The organism is Leptospira mtsangambouensis (assembly GCF_004770475.1).
In the GTDB taxonomy this organism is placed as follows: Bacteria; Spirochaetota; Leptospiria; order Leptospirales; family Leptospiraceae; genus Leptospira_A; species Leptospira_A mtsangambouensis.
Genome location: NZ_RQHK01000002.1, coordinates 496,943 through 516,770 on the forward strand (window position 1 = coordinate 496,943; position 19,828 = coordinate 516,770).

19 protein-coding genes and 1 tRNA gene are annotated in these 19,828 nt (G+C 38.8%); 15 read left to right on the plus strand and 5 right to left on the minus strand.

Annotated elements, in window-relative coordinates:
- Positions 1–2: 2 nt before the first annotated feature.
- The 4 genes from EHR01_RS02170 to mpl17 all read left to right on the plus strand — a co-directional run bounded on the left by EHR01_RS02170 (position 3) and on the right by mpl17 (position 3,864).
- On the plus strand, positions 3–1,229 hold the full coding sequence (locus tag EHR01_RS02170; RefSeq protein WP_135692977.1) for a PilZ domain-containing protein: 1,227 nt from the start codon (positions 3–5) through the stop codon (positions 1,227–1,229).
- Position 1,230: 1 nt separating this feature from the next.
- Entirely contained in the window at positions 1,231–2,187 is a 957-nt protein-coding gene (locus EHR01_RS02175) for an RluA family pseudouridine synthase (RefSeq protein WP_135692978.1), read from the plus strand.
- 77 nt (positions 2,188–2,264) lie between these two features.
- Positions 2,265–3,422, plus strand: coding sequence for a DNA methyltransferase (locus EHR01_RS02180; protein ID WP_135692979.1), 1,158 nt, complete (start codon positions 2,265–2,267; stop codon positions 3,420–3,422).
- 13 nt (positions 3,423–3,435) lie between these two features.
- Positions 3,436–3,864 (plus strand): cell surface protein MPL17, encoded by a 429-nt coding sequence (mpl17, locus tag EHR01_RS02185; RefSeq protein WP_135692980.1) that lies wholly within the window; start codon positions 3,436–3,438, stop codon positions 3,862–3,864.
- A gap of 14 nt (positions 3,865–3,878) precedes the next feature.
- Here mpl17 and EHR01_RS02190 read toward each other — a convergent pair whose 3' ends face one another.
- Together EHR01_RS02190 and EHR01_RS02195 are read right to left on the minus strand one after the other, a co-directional pair.
- Positions 3,879–4,307: a lipoprotein gene (locus EHR01_RS02190; protein ID WP_135692981.1), complete on the minus strand. Its 429-nt coding sequence runs from the start codon at positions 4,305–4,307 to the stop codon at positions 3,879–3,881.
- Positions 4,308–4,946, minus strand: coding sequence for a hypothetical protein (locus EHR01_RS02195; protein ID WP_135692982.1), 639 nt, complete (start codon positions 4,944–4,946; stop codon positions 4,308–4,310).
- 21 nt (positions 4,947–4,967) lie between these two features.
- Between EHR01_RS02195 and EHR01_RS02200 the strand changes: the two genes are divergently transcribed.
- From EHR01_RS02200 to EHR01_RS02230, 7 genes are read left to right on the plus strand one after another with little or no spacing between them, the layout of a single operon-like run.
- Positions 4,968–6,518 carry a M16 family metallopeptidase gene (locus EHR01_RS02200; RefSeq protein ID WP_135692983.1) on the plus strand — a complete coding sequence of 517 codons (1,551 nt, stop codon included), beginning with the start codon at positions 4,968–4,970 and terminating at the stop codon, positions 6,516–6,518.
- Positions 6,515–7,918 (plus strand): M16 family metallopeptidase, encoded by a 1,404-nt coding sequence (locus EHR01_RS02205; protein WP_135692984.1) that lies wholly within the window; start codon positions 6,515–6,517, stop codon positions 7,916–7,918. Before EHR01_RS02200 ends, EHR01_RS02205 begins: the two co-directional genes overlap by 4 nt.
- Positions 7,918–8,757 carry an MBL fold metallo-hydrolase gene (locus EHR01_RS02210; RefSeq protein ID WP_135692985.1) on the plus strand — a complete coding sequence of 280 codons (840 nt, stop codon included), beginning with the start codon at positions 7,918–7,920 and terminating at the stop codon, positions 8,755–8,757. Before EHR01_RS02205 ends, EHR01_RS02210 begins: the two co-directional genes overlap by 1 nt.
- Complete coding sequence (locus tag EHR01_RS02215; protein ID WP_135692986.1) at positions 8,754–9,413, plus strand: O-methyltransferase; 660 nt, start codon at positions 8,754–8,756, stop codon at positions 9,411–9,413. The genes EHR01_RS02210 and EHR01_RS02215 overlap by 4 nt, the downstream gene beginning before the upstream one ends.
- Positions 9,414–9,471: 58 nt before the next feature.
- Positions 9,472–10,224, plus strand: a complete 753-nt coding sequence (locus EHR01_RS02220; RefSeq protein ID WP_135692987.1) for a hypothetical protein — start codon at positions 9,472–9,474, stop codon at positions 10,222–10,224.
- A gap of 51 nt (positions 10,225–10,275) precedes the next feature.
- Positions 10,276–11,616 (plus strand): N-acetylmuramoyl-L-alanine amidase, encoded by a 1,341-nt coding sequence (locus tag EHR01_RS02225; protein WP_135693875.1) that lies wholly within the window; start codon positions 10,276–10,278, stop codon positions 11,614–11,616.
- A gap of 15 nt (positions 11,617–11,631) precedes the next feature.
- Positions 11,632–12,405, plus strand: a complete 774-nt coding sequence (locus EHR01_RS02230; protein WP_135692988.1) for a hypothetical protein — start codon at positions 11,632–11,634, stop codon at positions 12,403–12,405.
- Positions 12,406–12,413: 8 nt separating this feature from the next.
- Here EHR01_RS02230 and EHR01_RS02235 read toward each other — a convergent pair.
- Together EHR01_RS02235 and EHR01_RS02240 are read right to left on the minus strand one after the other, a co-directional pair.
- A tRNA-Leu gene (locus EHR01_RS02235) sits at positions 12,414–12,500 on the minus strand.
- 4 nt (positions 12,501–12,504) lie between these two features.
- The gene (locus EHR01_RS02240) at positions 12,505–12,909 is read right to left on the minus strand and encodes a PaaI family thioesterase (RefSeq protein ID WP_002973585.1); all 405 of its coding nucleotides are present in this window, start codon (positions 12,907–12,909) and stop codon (positions 12,505–12,507) included.
- Between the two features lie 162 nt (positions 12,910–13,071).
- Between EHR01_RS02240 and EHR01_RS02245 the strand changes: the two genes are divergently transcribed.
- The 4 genes from EHR01_RS02245 (at position 13,072) to sufB (ending at position 19,396) form a co-directional block, all read left to right on the plus strand.
- A complete protein-coding gene (locus tag EHR01_RS02245; RefSeq protein WP_135692989.1) occupies positions 13,072–15,648 on the plus strand; it encodes a hypothetical protein in 2,577 nt (858 codons plus the stop codon).
- Positions 15,649–15,828: 180 nt separating this feature from the next.
- Entirely contained in the window at positions 15,829–17,337 is a 1,509-nt protein-coding gene (locus EHR01_RS02250; RefSeq protein WP_135692990.1) for an ATP-binding cassette domain-containing protein, read from the plus strand.
- 35 nt (positions 17,338–17,372) lie between these two features.
- The gene (locus EHR01_RS02255; protein WP_100790359.1) at positions 17,373–17,966 is read left to right on the plus strand and encodes a peroxiredoxin; all 594 of its coding nucleotides are present in this window, start codon (positions 17,373–17,375) and stop codon (positions 17,964–17,966) included.
- Between the two features lie 35 nt (positions 17,967–18,001).
- Positions 18,002–19,396 (plus strand): Fe-S cluster assembly protein SufB, encoded by a 1,395-nt coding sequence (gene sufB / locus EHR01_RS02260; RefSeq protein ID WP_135692991.1) that lies wholly within the window; start codon positions 18,002–18,004, stop codon positions 19,394–19,396.
- Between the two features lie 90 nt (positions 19,397–19,486).
- Here sufB and EHR01_RS02265 read toward each other — a convergent pair whose 3' ends face one another.
- Complete coding sequence (locus tag EHR01_RS02265) at positions 19,487–19,798, minus strand: transmembrane 220 family protein (RefSeq protein WP_135692992.1); 312 nt, start codon at positions 19,796–19,798, stop codon at positions 19,487–19,489.
- Between the last annotated feature and the right edge of the window lie 30 nt (positions 19,799–19,828).

Below are 19,828 nucleotides of genomic sequence, written 5' to 3' on the forward strand. Positions count from 1 at the left end.
TTATGGATAAGGAAATCAAAGATCCCGAAGGTATTTTAAAGGTAATTACCGCTTTATTCGGTAAACTTCCTGCATACATTATCAATTCAGATAAAGAATTTCCAGTAAAGATCATTGCCTTAAAAAATAAAGCTCTCATCATCAACACCAATCTAAAATTTCCAAGTAGGGATCGTATCCTTACTGTTGTTCATAACGGTAGTAAGTTTTTGGCTCATTTTTTAGTTGCTGGTGGTGACGGAAATGGAATTGAGATCTTAACGCCTGTTAAAATACAAATTACTCCTGCTTCGAGACAGAGCTCAAGGGTTGATACAAGCCAAATCCAATCAGGGATGGTGGTTTCCAATATCATCAACGTCAATGATGTGTCCAAAGCAATTGGATTTGATGATAAAAAAGTAGACGCAATCCTTCTTGCATACCGAGCCAAACTCACAAAAGCATTTCCTTTATCCTCTATCTTCTTTGCTGGTCGTATGGACAATCGACTGCGACTCATGCACCACTACGATAAGGATATTTTTATAATCGATCGTAAGGAGAAATCTACTGCTTCTGCGGACTTTTTTCCTTTTGATGAATACTTAAGAATTTTCGATAGTTCTAAAATTCCTGACACATATACTTCGGAAATTTGTGTCCCAATCAAATACAAAGGTTATGTACATCTTGGTTATGTACAAGTTTTATCAGAAAAACCACTCGACTTCGAAATTTATAAACAAATTCAAACATTTGCAAATGCAGTGAGTCGCGATATCATAAGCACGGGAGTTTTCCAAGAATCACGTGATGTTTGTCAGGTAATGGATTTAAGTATGGGTGGTATTAGTTTTATCCATGCACCATCCAGATCTTTTTCTAGATCTGTCACTCTAAACGGAACCATACTTTTTGATTTAAATTTGGAAAGTGGAAAAAGAGTTACCATCCGCGGAATCATCAAAAACATCCGTAACCAAGAAACAAATTTTCGGGTTGGTTGCCAGTTCTACAACCTAACAGAAAAAGACGTAGAGGTTTTGGAAGCCTTTCTAAATGTAGGAAAGGACGAAACTTCAGCAGTTGAAACACCAATGGAAGCACAAGAGTCCAATGCTGATCCTGGAGAAGATATCAAAGAGGATACAAGTTCAGTGATTGGCACTGTGGATGAACCGGATGATCCTTTTGGTGGTGCCATGGATTCTGAACTCACTTCCGAAGAACCAAGTCCAGAATCTTAAAGTGTCTTCTTACCAATCATTGATCCGTTATCCATATACGGGAAAAACGGTCCTTGTTTTTCTTACCACGAAATTCCCATACCATAGTCAGGATGAATGGCAATATTTATTGGATATGGGCCGCATCCAAGTCAAAGGAAATGTGGCAAGTGCAGAACTTGTGCTCCAGGAAGGGGACAGTGTTGTTTACGAACCCATCCCTGGTCGGATCCAGGAGCCAGAAGTAGATACTGGTTATACGGTTTTAAAAGAAACCGAAGAATTCCTTTTTATCGATAAACCGGGAAACCTACCCATGCACCCAGCGGGAAGATACCGTACAAGAACTCTATTGAACCTTCTGGAAGAAATCTATCCTCTAGTGATCCCTGTGCATAGGTTGGACCGTGAGACCTCAGGGATTGTGATTTTTGCCAAATCTGAAGAGAGTCGCACTTGGCTCCAAAAGAAATTTGAAAAGAGAGAAGTGAAAAAAGAATACCTGGCTGTGGTTCGGGGAAAATTTCCGAAACCAATGTATCTGGATGGTTTTCTTGGGAAAAATACAGATTCAGCAATCCGAAAAAAAATGAAGTTTTCTCTGGAAGAGTTTTCCGATTCAAAATTTGTTTCTACTGAATTGATTCCCTTGGAATTTTCTGATTCACAAAACGTAAGTTTGGTGCTTGTACGACCTGTAACAGGTAGAATCCATCAAATTCGAGTGAGTTTCCTTTACCTCGGTTATCCGATTCTTGGGGATAAATTGTATGGTCCACGAGAGACTATGTTTTTGGATTTTGTCCAATCGGGACTTTCTCCTTCTTTATTAGAAGAACTTGGTGCAGAACGACAAATTTTGCATGCACATAGCATAAGTTATCTGGATGATAGAACAGGTGAAAAGATAAAAGTACGATCAAATCCTTTAAAAGAAATTCGAACCTTCTTCCCAAATTATGAAGACTATGTCCCATAGCTTTCAATAAAAAATCCAATTTAAGATTCGCCTTTCCTCCGATCTTTCTATAAAGAGAGAGGAGGCTTTTGCAAAGGATGGCAGGAGCAGGCAGACTATTAAAGGATTCCGATAAAATTGTATTTGGTGAGTTTTGGACAGCAAAACAACGCCAAGGACATCCAATTCATCATACCGTAAGTTATAGAGCATCATTTAAGCCGGAACTTCCTTCTTTTTTTATGAAGGAATTCTTAAAAAAGAAAAATAGAGTCGTCTACGATCCGTTTGGTGGAAGGGGAACTACGGCCATTCAAGCTAATATTGAAGGCCATGTGGCAGTTCATAATGATATTCATCCGTTATCTATTTTTCTTGCGAGTGCGAGACAATATGTTCCTAAACTAGAAGACTTGGAAAAAAAATTAAATTCTTTGGATTTGGATAAGGAAGTAGAAGATGAACCTTTTGATATAAACTTACTTCCTTTTTTTCATCCAAGAACATTAAAAGAAATTAAAAATCTCAAAAAATATATGGCAGAAGATTTGTCAGTAGAGATGAAGTTTATTTCACTGATTGCGTTATCTCGTTTGCATGGGCATAGCACTGGATTTTTTTCTGTATATACTTTTCCACAAGTGTCCATTCCACCGGAAGCACAGGCAAAAAACAATGTCAAACGTGGGCAAAGTCCTGAATACCGGCCAATCAAACCTCGGATTTATCAAAAAATGAAACGGGATTTGGCACTTCCCATTCCTCCGTTTTACCATGAATTTTCAAAAAACAATTTGTACTCACTGAATTCAGCGAACTCGGTTCCCAACGTAGAATCAGAATCAGTCGATTTGATTGTGACTTCTCCGCCTTTTCTTGATAAGGTGGACTATGAAGGTGACAACTGGCTACGTCACTGGTTTCTTGACATTCAAAAATCGAAAGATAGAAAACTAAGTATCTTCAGCAATCTTAGTGATTGGAATGCATTCATTCGTTCGACTTTAAAGGAATCAGCAAGGGTTCTTAAAAAAGGTTCTTATATGGTAATGGAAGTAGGTGAAGTCAAAAAAGGAAATTCCATTCTATATTTGGATGAAGACGTAGTTCGGATGGCGGAAGGGACTGGTCTTGTCTGGAATAAAACATATGTCCATACCCAAAGTTTCACGAAACTATCCAATTGTTGGCAGGTTTCTAACAACGAAAAAGGAACAAATTCCAATCGCTGTGTGGTTTTACGAAAGGTTTTATAAGTCTAATCATTGTATGAAACAAATTCGTTTTTTGGTTCTCTTTTCTTTTTTGGTAACTTTGTTTTTCGTTGGTAGTAATCATTTAGGATCTGGACTCAGTGCCGATCCTTTGGATTCACATCCAATAGAAATTTCGATCAAACAGAAATCCGTTGGGAAGTATGAGTTGGAATTGTTTTTACCAAAAGATTTTGGGTTCCAGATGGAAGCACCACACCGTATCTATTTGTCTGGCACAGATGGACTAAAAGTTTTGAATGCAGACCTAAAACTAAAAGGGCCAATCCATCACAAAAAACCTGAATATTTTGAATTTGTTAAACCCTTAACCTTCCAAGTGGAAGGAAAAGGGAAGTTACAGTTGGATGCGAAGTTGTTTTATTGTAACTTTGTGAAAAATATTTGTATTCCCGCTAAGGTAAACAAATCATTTTCCATTTAACAAACATTAGGACTTTATTCTAAGTCTTTGGTTACAAGGCGTTTCAAGTTGGATTTTTGAATTTGGTATAAGAAAAAATACCTACCTCCAACAGAAACGTTTTTATCCACAATTTTACCTTCCTTGGAAATATCGCGGAGTTCTTTTCTTCCCTTCTCAGAAAGATTGGGGATTGTATAGGTTTTTAATAAGTTCAGAGACTTTTGTTCGGCAATTGTTTTTGCTTCTTCGGTTCGTTCTGATTCGGAGGGAAGAACACTAGATACTGCAACTTGGAATAAAGATTCAGAAAGAAATCCTTCCTTTGCTTTCGTAAATTCTAAAATTACTTCGTTTTCAGTATCTTTGGTTTGTGGGACTTCTTTTGTTTCTTTGGATTTACAATTCCAAACAAAAACAAGAATTGAGAAAGATAGAATCATCCTTGATAAAGTTTTGTTCATTTACAGTTTCCTAGGTTCTAAAAGCGGAGTTTTCTCCACACGTTCCATTAATTTAGGTTGGATATTTCGGAATAGGAAAGCACATTTTGTGCGATCAGAATAATCTTCTTTATAAAGAACAAGACCATCAAAGAACCAAGCAAAGTTATGAATGCTTTCGATTGTGTTCTCTTTTTGCGTTTGGGTAGTATTTGTAGCGGTTTGCCCTTGTTGGGTCGATGTTTGCGGGTTTGTTGTTGTCGTAGTGGTGGGACTGGCTGCCGTCTGAGTGCCAAGAGCAGTGGTTGTTTGAGGGGCATTGGCGATGAGCCGAGCTTGCCTGTCCTTTCCTTCCAAAGTTTTGGAGTATTCATCAATGCTTTCACCGAATTGGTGTTTTTGTCTTTGGATTTGGATCAGGAAGGGTAGAGCCAGTCGTTCTCTTTCCACAAAAGCTCTTTGTTTGCAATCATTCCGACGGGCAATCCCAGAGACTTCTTTATACGTTACCGGAATTTCCACTTTGATTTGAAAAAATTCTCGAGAGATAAAACCTTCGTCACTTTCATTTTGGAGAGCTCGTTCCACATAACTGGGATCGGCGATGGTAAAGAGGCGACACGAACAAAAGAGAGTTAAAATTAGAAGTTTACGAACCATTTCCAACTTCAAGACTAGTAGATGATGTCGAAATTACGAATCTTTTTCCTTTGTTTTTTCCTACAATTTTTGCCCCTTTTTTCCCAGGACCAATTTTTTGGAACCTCTGAGTCACAGTTTCGAGACAAGATAAAAACCATTCGTTTGGACAATGGACTGACTGTTGTGATGATGAAGAGAGGAACTTCTCCTACTGTTGCTTTGTACATTAAATTTCTCGTCGGAGCTGTGGATGAAACCCCTGAGGAAGCAGGTACCGCCCACCTTTTGGAACATATGCTTTTCAAAGGAACAAAAACTGTCGGTACTACAAACTACGAAAAAGAAGAAAAATACCAAAAACAAATCGAAGTTTGGGGAACAGAACTTGATGATCTGAAATTAAAAATTCGTGATCTGACAACTCGTGGCGAAACCATTCCCCGTTCATTAGAAGAGGAAAAAGAAACCTTAGAACGCCGATTAAAAAATCTCATTCAATTGCAAGATGAGTTCATTGTAAAAAACGAAGATTCTTATATTTATGAACAAAATGGGGAAATAGGATTCAACGCATACACTTCGCAAGATGTTACCAACTATCAAATCCAACTTCCCAATAACCGAATCGAAGTTTGGGCAAAAATTGAATCCGATCGTTTGAAACATCCAATCTTACGTGAATATTATACTGAGAGAGATGTTGTGATTGAAGAACGTCGGATGCGAACCGACGACATTGGAGGTTCTGTTTTACGAGAGAAATTTTATTCTATGGCATTTGAGAGCCATCCTTATCGTAAGTCCATCATCGGTTATTCTACAGGCCTTCCTTTTTTAAAAATAGAAGAAACCAAAGCATTTTTCCAAAAACATTATACTCCAGACCGAATGGTGATTTCTGTTGTAGGTCAGTTTGATTTTGAAGAAACGGAGTCCATCATCCGTAAGTATTTTTCTGACCTAAAACCAGGGAAACCAAGGCCGATCCAAAAGCAGGAAGAAAAATCTTTTCCAGGTGAAAAACGATTCAAAGTTTACCATCCATCCGGAAGCCAAATGATGATGGGTTTTCTTAAACCACCTTATCCACATAAAGATAATTCATCCTTTGATGTATTATCAACTATCCTCACTTCAGGAACGGGATCTAGGTTATACAAACGACTTGTATTAGAAGAGAAGTTGGTATTGAGTGTGAGAGCGGTGAATGGTGATCCAGGTGAACGATATAAAAATTACTTTGTGTTTTTTATCAAACCGAATGAGGGAGCCAAACTGGATGTCATCGAAAATATCATCTGGGATGAACTTTCGAAAATAAAGGAATCTGGAGTTCCAAAAGAGGAATTGGATAAGGTCAAAAATCAAATGGTTTCTGATTTTATCAAAACTTTGGATGATAATTCAGCAATTGCTGATCTTTTAAGTTACTATCAATTGTTATATGGTGATTGGAATGGGTTATTTCGCCAATATTCTTCCATTATGAAAACTTCATCCAATGACCTTCAATCTCTGATTCCAACATACTTAACCAAAGACAAGGTTGTGATCGGTGTATTGGAAGATGTAAGGAAAAAATCAGAATGAAACGTATTTATTTAATTTTAATTGTTTTTAGTTTTTTTAATCTTTCTGCTCGTGAAATGGGGGATTTTGTTCGGGATTTAAAATTTAAACCATTAGTGTTTGAAGTTCCTGAAATCAAATCAGTTAAACAACCATCAGGTGTTGAAATTTTTTCATTAAAAAATGCAGAGTTTCCCATCGTGTATGCAGATATTTACGTGTATCATGGCAGGAAAAATTTAGGCAAACGACCGGTAGAGATCACTAAACTTTTGGAAGATAGTTGGGAATTGTCAGGATCAAAAACTTACCCAAAAGAAAAGTTCCTAGAAACTTTGGAGTTTTATGGAGCATCCTTTTCTGTTTCAATCGATTATGAAAAAACAATATTTAGTTTTGCTTATTTAACATCGACTGAGAAGGAAGTGCTTCCTATCATACAGTCATTTTTTGATTCTCCTAACTTAGATGAGTCATTGGTAACCACAACCAAAGGGAAACTCACGGAAGAGATCAAACGTAGAAATGACAATCCAACTGCCCTCGGTTCAAGGAAAGCAAAAGAGGCTTTGTTTTTGGGCACAATAGCGGGAACCTCTATGCAAATCGCTGCACTGGAATCTTTAAAAATGGATGAACTCATTGAGTTTCAGTCAGAGATTTTAAAAGAACCAAAACGTAGATTCCTTGTGACTGGTGATTATGACTTAAAATCTTGGGAACGTTTTTTCCCCAACTTACCTGAAAGTAATGAAAAAAATAATTCTGAGTCCATCACACCTTTGTTTCTTTCTGAGAACATTAAAAAGACAGGGAATAAAATTCGACTTGTTGAGAAGGATGTCAGTCAAAGTTTTATTTCGATGGTCGGAGTCCTGCCTGAACACAATCATCCAGATTTTTATGCCATCCAAGTTTTGAATTATATCATTGGCGCCGGAGGATTTAACTCCTATTATATGAGAGAAATTCGTAACAATCGGGGTCTTGCTTATTCTGCTGGAAGTAATACGGATTTCCAAGAAAATTACGGAACCATTCAATTCTTTGCGATGACAAAAACAGAGTCAGTCAAAGAAGTTTTATCCCTTATGCAAGAACTCATCCAACCCAAACTCATAGATTCATTGACAGAAGACGAACTGGTTCGAGCAAAGAACGCCATCATCAATCAGTTTGTATTTCAGTTTGAAGATGATAAAAGGACTCTTGCAAGCGAAGTGCGAAGGCGTGATCATAAAATGCCAGACGGATACTTACAAAATTTTAGGAAAGAAATTGATCGTTTGACACTTTCTGATTTAAAACGAGTGGGTAAATTGTATTTCCAATCAGACAAATTGATCATCACCATTGTTGGCCCTAAGGTTTTAGAGTCATCTTTTGGGGAAGCAGTAAAGGTGATACAACCGGAAGATTGATGTTAACAGCTAGTTTTGAATACAAGGGAATTAAATTTGAAGGATTGTCCGAAGGTGGAATTCGGACATCCATCATTTGTCCTTCCCTTGACTTTATGTTTGATTTTGGATTTATCAATCCTGATAAAATTCATATAGGAAAGATATTGTTATCTCATGCCCACCTGGATCATTCCTGTGGGATTCCTTATTACGTATCCCAAAGAAGTTTAAGAAAACTCCCCGTTCCTAAAATTTATCTTCCAAAATCTTTGGAACCCAAAATGTCTCAAATTCTAAAACTATATTCTGAAATTGAAGATTTTGATTATGAATGTGAACTGATCGGTTTGGATTTTGGTGATAGGGTTGAATTAAAACCTGGTTATTTTTTTAAACCTTGGCAAAGTTTTCATCGGGTTCCTTCACAAGGTTATACTGTATATGAAACCAAACGAAAATTAAAGAAAGAATGGACGAGCCTAAGTTCCGAAGAAATTCGTAATAAAAAAGATTTGGGTGAAGATCCCACAGAAGAAATTTCAGTCCCGCTTGTTTCATTTTCAGGGGACACAAAAATAGAATACGTTTTAGAAAATGAAGATGTTCGCAAAAGTAAAATTCTCTTTATGGAATGTACTTACTATTGTGAAAAAAGAGACGTGGACCGAGCTCGGGAATGGGGTCATACTCATTTCGATGAAATTGTGGCCAATGCTTCTGCATTTGAAAACGAAGCCATTGTTCTCATCCATCCTTCCAAACGATATAGTTATCGTGAGTTAAACGATCTTGTCCGCAAAAAGACTCCTCCTATTTTAAAAGATAGAGTTTCTCTTTTTTTACCACCCAAATCATGAAACCAAGGCCGAGCATTTACATTCCAGAACTTGAATCTTATATTGATTCGAGTTTGGTGTACAAACCAAACCCTGTGTTTGCTGAAATGGAAACGTACGCCAAAGAAAAAAATATCCCCATTGTCACTGCTGCCACCGGTGCTGTTTTATCTCATTTGGTATCTCTTGTCAGGCCCAAACAAATTTTGGAATTAGGAACTGGGCTCGGTTATTCTACTCTTTGGATGGCCGTGGGTTCACCGGAGACAATGTTTGTGACTGTGGATCGCCATAAAGAACAAGCTGATCTGATGGATGGATATGCCGAAAAAATGGGAATTTTAGAACAAATCCATGTTAAACGAGTGACGGACTCTGTGATGGATTATTTAGAAAAGGAATATTCGGAGTGGGTAGGTTCAGATCTTTTTTTTGTGGATTGTGATAAAATTACCTACCCTGAAATCTTTCGAATTCTCTGGAAGGAAGCAAAACCAGGGTCTTATTTTTTATTCGATAATATGTTATGGCATGGAAGGGTCCTTTCTCCCGATCCAAAGAAACCTTCTGATTTAGCGGTGATGGCACTTTGGAATGAGGTGAAATCCCAAGTTTTAGGTTATACTTTGTATCCTGTTGGTGATGGATTACTCTTTTTTCAAAAGGATAAAAAATAGTAGTCAAACCTCCTCTTTTCTGTGTATTCTGCTCCTTGGTTTAAGGAGAGCAAGTTTCGTGTTAAAAAATAGTTTCATCTTCCTTTTGTTTTGTATCTTTAGTTTCTCAGTTTTTGCCCAAGAGTCAGGGTCTCCAGAAAAAGGAAAAGAGTCCTTCGAGGAACTCGATAAACTGGACCAAGGTAATAATTTAGAACGCAAACAGTACAAAAACATTTCGGAAAATAACAAAGATAGAGTCATTAATGCTATAAAACTTCTAACGATTGTTACTGCTAACTTCGGAGATGAAGTTCCTGATTCAAAAACCGCTTTTGAAAAAATCAAAAAAGATTACCAAGTGGTTCTGCGTTATTATTATCGACGTGCTTATATAGCCTCTGGAAAAGCAATGGTCGCTTTGGAAAAAGATATATCCTCACTTCTTGGAAAATTTTCAAAAAATTACGATACCAAAACTCAAAACCTTCTTGCTGAATGTGCAGATTTAATTACAAACCAGGAACAATCCCAACTTGTGGAAACTTCTGGAGAAGGATCAAAAGCAATCATCCCATACAGAGAGATTGCAGAAGCACAACAGAAATTGAGAATTGCTTATGGACAAATGGGTTTGGCTACAGATATGTCGCGGGATGACAGGTTTTACGATGCCATCGTACATTACCGAATTGCAAAAGATTATGGAATCAAAATCCTTTCTGACTTCAAAGAAGCAGAAGCGGATAAAAAAGTCATTTCCGATAAATACGGAAAAGACTTAAGTGATAATAGAAACCAAATCTTTAGCCAATCGCAAAACGCAAAATAGTTTATAAACTTTTTCTTTTCTCCGTTCCCCGGTGAGCGGAGAATGACCATCGTGGTCTTTTTGTCTTCTCATAACTTACAAAAATCTTTATCAATTCTCTATTTTGTATTTTTTTCCTTTTCCTTGGAAGCTGTTCCTGTCTTTCGGATCGTAGTAGATCCTGGCCATGGAGGGGTTGCCAAAGATCCCAAGGCACAACATGGAGACAAATATGATAGTGTCACCCAAACTTATTTAGAAACATACAAACAAGGGACCGAACATGGGAATGTTACGGAAAGAAAGGTAGTTCTTGACTTAGCAAAAGAAGTCCACCGAGTTTTAAAACTAACTGAGACAGAAGCAGGTTGGAAAGAATTTGAAGAATATCTCAAACGGTTCTCTAAAAAATCAGATTTCCAACGAGTGATTTTGGAAAGTAAACTCACTCGTGAGTCGTCGTTTGATGATGACCCAAACTCTGATGATCCCAATTCTGCCTATCGGTTGTATGATTTTCCGGACCAAAAAACAGGCGTAAGGCGAAAAGGTAGACTATCTAAAATCAATGAACTAAAACCTCAACTTGTTTTGTCTTTACATTTAAATCCTGCTAGTAAAGGACAAACGGGTGGAATGGGTGCTGTTCTCACTCCCGGTTATAAAACATTCTCAAAATTAAGAAAAATTTCAGATAAAAAAAACTCACCGAACGGATTTACAAATGGTCCATGGTCGGAATGGTTAATATTTCAGTCAGGTTGGACGAAACTGGAAAATGCCATAGCTGACACCTGGATTTATTTTCATGGGTATTGGCCTAAAAAAAATGGAAAGGATACAGATCTTACAAAATTTGAAGGTTACCGCCAAAATATGGTTAGTTGGCATTACGCTGATGAACCTAATTGGGAAAAACAAATTGGAAAACCAGGGCCCTACGCAACAGACCATGAAACCTTTTCTGAAACGGGAAAGTTTTGGGAAAGAGAAAAAGGAAAAAAAGAAGAGTGGAGAAGGGAAGGTGGAAGAGAAGGGTTTGGTGGCGACAATCATTTTGTGACAAAGGAACTAATGCGTTTTGTCCAGTATGGACTCCCTGTTTTATTAAAAGAAAAGGACTCTCCTTATCCAGAACTTGGTCCCATCCAAAAACCTTACATTTCTACATATAGTTTGCCAACGTACACCAATGCCCTTTGTGCCTTCATTGAAATTGGATATGTAAACCGTAGTCGTGATGTCAAATACTTGACCCAAAACAAAAAAGAAACTGCTATTTCTTTGGCAGTGGGTATCTATTCTCTGTTTGTTGGTCTGGATGTCAAAAAAATCCCTTCACTCCCATACAATCCTAAAGGTAAAAAAGTAAACTGGGAACGATATGAGAACTATTTTGATGAAGTTTTATAAGTAACAGTTTTTCCCATGAAACCAAAAAAAGAATCTTCTAAAGTTCTAGGTCATCCCCTTTTTCAAGAGTTGATCCTAATGTACCAATCTTCTCTAGAGAAAAGATACTCTCCTGAAAATTTGAAACTTTTTCCAGAATTTAGTTCCATTCCGCGCACTAAAATTGACCAATTACTACATTTTTTTTTAGAATATCTTTATCCTGAGTATTCCAAACGAAAAGAATTGGACTCCGCCTTTGATGCGTTATCCGGCTTTGTTAACCATCCCACAAAAATTTGGGGCATTCTTGGAAACTTAGCAATGTCTATCTTCCGATTTGGAAAACACTTTCCTATGGCACTCAAAGCGGGACTTGCTGCCTTACATTCTTATGTGACGGCGCATCAATTTGAAGAGGAACTTGTGATGGAGCTTGACCGTCATGAAAATCAAATTGGATTACTAGGTTCCGAGTTTGCGATGGAATTTTTAATCGCAAAGGTAGAAAAAGAAAAAGCAGATGCATTTCGAAAGGACATTGGTGCACTTTTCAAAGTGTTTTCGAATGCTGAACTCATTCGAAAGATCATTCTCATTATGGAAGATATTCTTGTGAAGATGGAATCGAAGGGTGGTCTTTACACAGAAGAAGATAGAAAAGGAATTTCTCTAGGTGTTTCCATTTTAAAAGATGGAAGAGAGATCTTTGATGAGATGAAAGAAGAGGAGATTTTCCTTGTCTTACAAGCCATAGACAGAATCGAAGAGGATTTTTATCTAAAGGCTTGCGAGAAGAATTCGAACTAAATTACTGTTGGTACCGATGGCCGGAATCGAACCGGCATGATGTTACCATCGGTGGATTTTGAATCCACTGCGTCTACCAATTCCACCACATCGGCATAATCAGTCTTCAGCTTCGATATATTTACCTTTTCCGCGGGCCACTATTTTGCCGATCTCATTTTCTATTTCAGCACGGTTTTCTATGATTTTTTTATTCTTTTTCACAAACCAACCACGTAAGTGGAGTGGTTCGTTTACCTTTGCAGGTTGTAAGAATCGAATCGTCAATTCACCTGTAGTGGTTTCGAAATTCATCGCTTCGTTGATCTTGACCATGATTTCGTCTAAGATGGTAGAAATAATACCTGGGTGGATTTGATCCGGTAAACCCTGGTATTTTTCGGGGCAGGTGTAATCACCGAAGGCAGTTTTTGTGTCTTCGTCGAAAGTGATTTTTAGCTGCAACCCGTCTGCATTGTCCGGTGAGGAGGCAAAGCTGAGATTTTTTTTCGCAACGGATTTCATGCCACCATGGAACGCAAGAATTTCTCTTGTGTCAAGCAGAAAAAGAACTTGCGGTCATTTTGGCCTAAAGACTTGCGTAAAATGCTGAGAAATTGAATATTCTTTGAGTCTACCTTAAGTTACAGCATAGTAAACCTCGAAAATATAGAGTAGAACCCTTTTATGTTAACCACCCTCATGATGTTACTCGGTCTCTCTGGCACTGGTGCCGACCTCAATGATATCGCTGGAAGCGAGGGGGGAACCAGGCCATCAGGAGATTTGAGTCCACGCCAAAAAAGGCGGAAACAACAGAGAGAAACTTCGTTAGAAGAAGAACCAAAAAAAGAATCCAGACCAAAATCCTCAAAACAAGAAAGGACATCTCGTGGCGGGCGTGGTGAAGAATTAAATTTTCAAACAGATCCCAAAGAACCTAAGTCCAAACCCAAACCACTTTCCGAAAGGTTATCAGATTTAGAATCAGATGATGAGGAAAATTTTGGGGGAGATGGCGGTGGCAGTGGTGGGAAAGATACAAAACCAGGAAGGAAACGCCGAGAGAAACAAAAAGCTCCCAAAGACATCGGTGATCTCCCGTTAGGTGACTTTGGTGAAGACGGGGGTGATGATACTCCATCCTCTTCTTCTGGTGAGAGACCAAGACGAGATACTCCAGATATCAGTTTCTCTGCTGATGATATCATTTCAAAAAACTCGAAGTATAGTTTTCACCGAAGGCCACTTCTCAATGCGGAAGCACTTGTGGAAGCCGAGCAGGTGGAAGAAGCCATTGAGATCTTTGAAAGGACAGGGAACCGAATCCCTGACCAAGAGATCAAAGAAAAAATCAAAAAAAACATCCAGGATCTAGAAGAGTTTTTAGAAGACAATCCTTCACAGGGAAAGGGAGGAGAGCCAGGTAAGGGTGATGAAAAATCAGATCCTTCAGGGAAAGAGCAACAAAAGAAAAAAGAACCTAAACCTGGCCAATGGCCGAAGGCCGACAAAGACCTAGGTGATCTTGTCGGTGCCTTAAAAGAAGTTTCGGAACTATTTGCGGAATCCATTGCTCGTGCCATTCAGTTTGCACAAAGTACACCCCCGCCGAATTTTCCTCAAGGGAACCAACCTTTACCGCAACCGACATCACAATTGCCACCACCTCCGCTCCCACCAAGTTCATTAGAAAAACCAGGTGCAGGAGATAAACGCGGACAAGAGAATTCACTATCGACTCCTCAAGTGAACCAAACCGTTGCCGGTGGTAACCAACTTGTTCATCCCATTGTCTATCAGTTTTTACAATCAACGCCTGGTGGCCCTGGATTTGATCCCAAGACAACACAAAACCAGGACCAACTTTTACAATCGTTAAACCAAGGTTTGACGACTGGAGGACTTGCAGGTGCTGCCCCTGGTTTTCCAATGGCACCTCCCGGCTCTGGAATTGTGGGTCCATTCTATGTTCCTTCAGACCAACAAGGGACACCGGGTATACCTGGTGGATCGGGAAGTCCTGGATATCCTGGTGGTCCCAACCAACCTCTCGACTTACAAGCGCTTGCTGATCAAATTTCTAAAAAAGATGTATCAGAGTTAGATCTTCCCGAAGATACTTTTTTCTCTAACGATTGGAAACAATTTAAGGACCTTCCACTTGTTGATCGTAGGTCAGGGGAAGAAAGAAGAAAAAATCCTGATCGACGAACCAATATTGCAGGAAGAAAAGATAGACGTTCGGGAGAAGATCGTAGGAAAAAAGATCGTTTCCAAGAACGAGAAGATTTTTTAAAGAACCAAGCTTTAAAGAAGATTGAAAAAAAAGCAAAGGATCTCGAGGCAAAAGGAGAGGAAGCTTCTCTCAATGATTTACTAAAACCATACTTCCCTGACCAACCTGGATCAAAACTTCCCGATTTTTCTGATTTGGAACCAATTGGCCTTCCGGATCCGAACGATTTGCGTAGGGATGAAAAAGAACCACCTCTTCATCCCCAGGAACGTTCGTTAGAGGAAGAGCCCAATTGGTTGGAGACAACAACAGATGCGTTGCGTCAAGAATTAGAACTTCCCGACCCTGTTGATCCCCAAACTGATCAATTAATTAAACCAAAACCTGAGCCCAAGGAACAAACTGATTCCAATAAATCAGAAACCATCATCGAAACGGATTTACCAATCCAAGTAGAGCTAACGAATCGACCTCTGACAAGCGAAGATTTAAAGATTGGTCTTCCGGATGCAGATGAAGTCTTTCGAGATCGAAAACAAAAGGAAGAGGCTGGTATCCCAGGAGAAGGGCCTTCCTTTGAGGATGCAGAAGCACCTGAAATTGAAATCGTTGATGGGAATTTGGGGGAAATTGCTGATGAAGAATCTCCCATCCCTCTGGACGAGATGGCTGAAAAAGCCACAGAAGACGAACCAGAAAAAATCATCCATGGGGTTTTGGAACTAAAACCTCCTGAAGCAGATGATGCTCCTTTTTTAACACTTACTTATGACTTTGGAAAGATCCCACATGCATTCCGTTTGTCGAAGAATTATTCGATTATGGAATACTCATATTATAAATACAAACCGATGTTAATGAAAGCACAAGAGTTTGCACGCCGTAAGATGTTAAAAAATGCTTTGAACTACTACCGAGTCATTAAATCACAAAATATTCCACCAGAGTTAAGGAAAATGATCAATCGGAACATTAGAGACATTACGGAGTTTATGGAAAAATTCTTAATGGCCAAAGGTAACTAACTCTTGACAACTTTTCCATTTTTCACAGTCTAACAAACGTAGCAGAGGTACACTCCGATGAGATTGCGGCTTAAATCAAATAGGTAAGCAAAATAAAATACTAAATCCACACCTCTCCTAATCTCTTTAGGACGAGACATGCTTACCTATTTCCCCTTGGAAAATACAGGAGCTTGTCGCATGTCCGATCATATTACCATTCAAAATGTAACATACCAATACGAATCTCAGTTGGAACCTCTGTTCCAAAATCTGAACCTGCATTTCACAAAAGGTTGGACTGGGATTGTCGGAAAAAACGGAAGTGGGAAATCCACTCTAGCCAAAATCATAACAAAAGAGATCCTTCCCGACAATGGGATCGTTTTAGGAAACGAGTATGTTTGTTCGATCTCACAAGGAACCGAACTTTCAGAAGAAGAACTTACGAATTTTCTTTACGATGATACCAAAGAGTCAGGATTTTGGAAGAACCTTCTTGTCATTACGATCCAATCGGTAGAAGAATATGAGTATCTTAGTTTTGGTGAAAAACGAAGGATTCTTTTGGCAATGGCTTTGTCAAAAAATTCGGATGTATTGATTTTAGATGAACCCACAAATCATCTCGATTCCAAAACTCACCAAATCATTCGAAATGCCATTTTGTATTACAAAGGTATTGGGATACTCATTAGCCACGACAGGTCTTTGTTAGATGAGATTGTTACCTCTTGTGTATTTTTAGAAAAAAAGTTCTTCTCACAGCGGCCAGGAAATTATTCCGAAGGCAAAAAAGAAATGGAAAGAGAAGCTGAAGAAAGAATTCACAATTGGGAAATCGCAAAAACGGAACGTAAAAAACTGGATGTCGAACTGAAACGAAGAAGGGAAGAAGCAAGTCTCTCTCATAAACATAGATCAAAGAAGGGACTTGATCTTCATGACCATGATGGACGTCAAAAAAAGAACTTAGCGAGAGTGACAGGTAAAGATGGCCAAGCAGGGCGATTGAAAAATCAAATCGAAAGAAGAACAGAACATTCGTTAGAAAGAGAAAAAGAATTTTGGGAAACACTTCCGGAAAAAGAAAATTTAGGAATTGTTTGGAAGGCCTCTCTTTCGAAACGAAACACCTTATATTGGTTTGATGATAGGAAACTTCATTTGGATCATTTGTCTTTCACTTTGTCGAATCGTTTGGAAATACTTCCGGATGCAAAGATCGCCATCACAGGGGCAAATGGATCGGGAAAGTCAACTCTCCTTCGGCATTTGGTCCAAACCTTCCAAGAGAAAGGAATTTCTTATTTGTATCTTCCTCAGGAATTTTCAAAAAAGGAATTGGCTGTTTTACTTTTGGAATTTCAAAACTTAACGGATGAGAAAAAAGCGAAAGTACTTTCGGGAATTCATAGGCTTGGGAGCGACCCAAAACGATTTTCTGAATCAGAATCTCTAAGTCCTGGAGAAGGGAAAAAACTTTTCCTCGCATTGCATCTGGAAGAGAGTCCAGAGGTACTTTTATTAGACGAACCCACCAACCATTTGGATCTCAAATCTTTGGAAGCTTTAGAATCTTCTTTCACTAAGGTCCGTTCTGCTCTTGTGGTGGTCAGTCATGACCGGAGGTTTGTAGAAACTTTGGCCAAGGAAGAATGGTGTTTGGAAAACCTGTCGCTCGTTCAAAAACATCTAGACAGAATCTAAGGATTGTACTTAGAATAATTCTAAGGAGTGACTTTATGCCACAAGTGACATCACATGCCCCAGATTTTAAAGCAACTGCAGTGATCGGGGACAGTTTTAAAGAAATCAAATTGTCTGATTACAAAGGAAAATGGGTGGTACTGTTTTTCTATCCGCTCGATTTTACATTTGTTTGTCCGACAGAAATTATTGAATACGATGCAAAACTCGAAGATTTTAAAAAGATCGGAGCTGAAGTTTTGGGAGTTTCTGTTGATAGCGAATTTTCACACTTAGCTTGGAAAAAAACTGCCAGAAAAGAAGGTGGTATTGGAGAGATCAAATACCCACTCATCGCTGACAAAACAAAAGAAATTGCAAAGTCTTTTGGAGTTCTCATCGAGTCTGGTCCTGATGCAGGAGTTGCGTTACGCGGAACTTTTATCATCGATCCAGCGGGAATCATTCGCCAAGCAACTGTTAACGACCTTCCTGTAGGACGTAACATTGAAGAAGCACTTCGCCTGATCAAAGCTTTCCAATTTGTGGAAAAACATGGTGAAGTTTGCCCTGCGAATTGGGACGAAGGAAAGAAAACGATGAAAGCTGATCCTACTGGATCCAAAGCTTACTTCGCTTCTGTAAATTAATTTAGTATTCTCTACAAGTAGAGAAGGGAGAAACAATGGAATCAACATCCGACTTAGACAAGGTTACCTTAGAATTTTACAAACCTGATAATTTTCCAAAGGGACTCACTCGTAAGGTTGTTGAATCAATTTCTCATATTAAAAATGAACCAAGTTGGTTATCTGAATTTCGTTTAAAGGCTTTTGAAGTTTATGAACAGAAACCCATGCCGACTTGGGGATTCATTCCGCAATTTCATATCAATATTGATGACTATGTACATTACGTAGGATCCAACCAAAAAAAGAAAAAATCTTGGGACGAAGTGGATCCCGAAATCCTACGTAGTTTTGAAAAATTAGGAATTCCCGAACACGAAAGGAAATACCTTGCCGGAATCGAAACCATGAATGATTCCGAAACCATTTATGCCAATGTCAAAAAAGAACTCACTGATTTGGGGATCCTTTTCTGTGACATCGATACCGCCATCAGGGAATATCCAGAACTGGTTCGAGAATATTTGGGAACTGTAGTCACCATTGGTGATAACAAGTTTTCTGCATTAAACTCGGCTGTGTTTAGCGGTGGATCCTTTGCATACATTCCTAAGGGAGTCAAAACTCCCATGCCTCTTCAGGCATATTTTAAAGTAACAGCAGCTAGTTCTGGACAATATGAACGCACACTTCTCATTGCTGATGAAGGAGCACATTTGGAATACAGCGAAGGTTGTACTTCTGTCCAAGACAAAGGAACTAACTTCCACACGGCAGTAGTAGAGCTTGTTGCCAAAAAGAATTCTAAAATCTTTTATACCACCATTCAAAATTGGAAAAAGAATATGTACAATTGGACTGTGAAACGTGGGATCTGCGAAGAAGCAGCTCACATCACTTGGACCGATTGTAACATTGGTGCCAATACCATCAAATACCCAGGGATCATTTTAAAAGGGGATCATTCTACCGGTGATGTTTTGTCTTTGGCCTTTGCCGGAAGTGGGCAAGTGCAAGATACAGGGGCTCGGATCATCCATGTCGGGAAAAACACTCGTTCCAATATTTTAGCGAAAGGTGTGGCCCTCGATGGAGGAATCAATTCCTATCGTGGACTAGTTAAATTTGAACCATCTAGCAAAGGATCTTATAGCCATATCAAATGTGATGGGCTGATGATGGACAATAGGTCACAGTCTCATGCCTATCCTTACAATGATGTATCAGGAGAAGAGGGCACATTGAATTACGAAGCCACTGTCTCTAAAATTGATGACGACCAACTGTTTTATCTCCAATCCCGAGGTATGAATGAAGATGATGCAAAGTTACTCATCATCAATGGATTTTGTGAAGGGGTCACCAAACACTTAGATGTCGAATATTCTGTGGAAATGACAAAACTCATCAAAATGATTTTGGAAGATGGAAAGGTGATTGCCGAAACATAAATTTCGGTCTTTCTTATTCTCCTAGTTCCCTGTTTCCATTTCCTTTCATTTCTGCCACAATGGTTGAACTACCGGTGGCAGTTTGATTCTCTATGGTTTTAATTTCTTAAAAATAAGAAGCGCTACGGCGGCACTAGCAATCAGTAATCCCAAAAATTCTCTCACCTCTTCCACTTCCATACCAAAGTAGGGAGTTTGCGAAAAATAATACCCTGACAAAACGAGATACATCGGAATCAGAATCCATCCCACAAACTTGGGAACTGGACGAAACAAACTGGCAAGGGCAATCAAGGCCACAAACGCATAAATGGGAAACCAAAGGTACGGATCTGGGTCGTTCAATTGTAAATAAGCAAAGTAGAGGAAAAGGGGAACAGAAAGGATTCGAAAGAGTTTCATAGTTTTTTCGTTTAAGTTTTTTGATTGCGG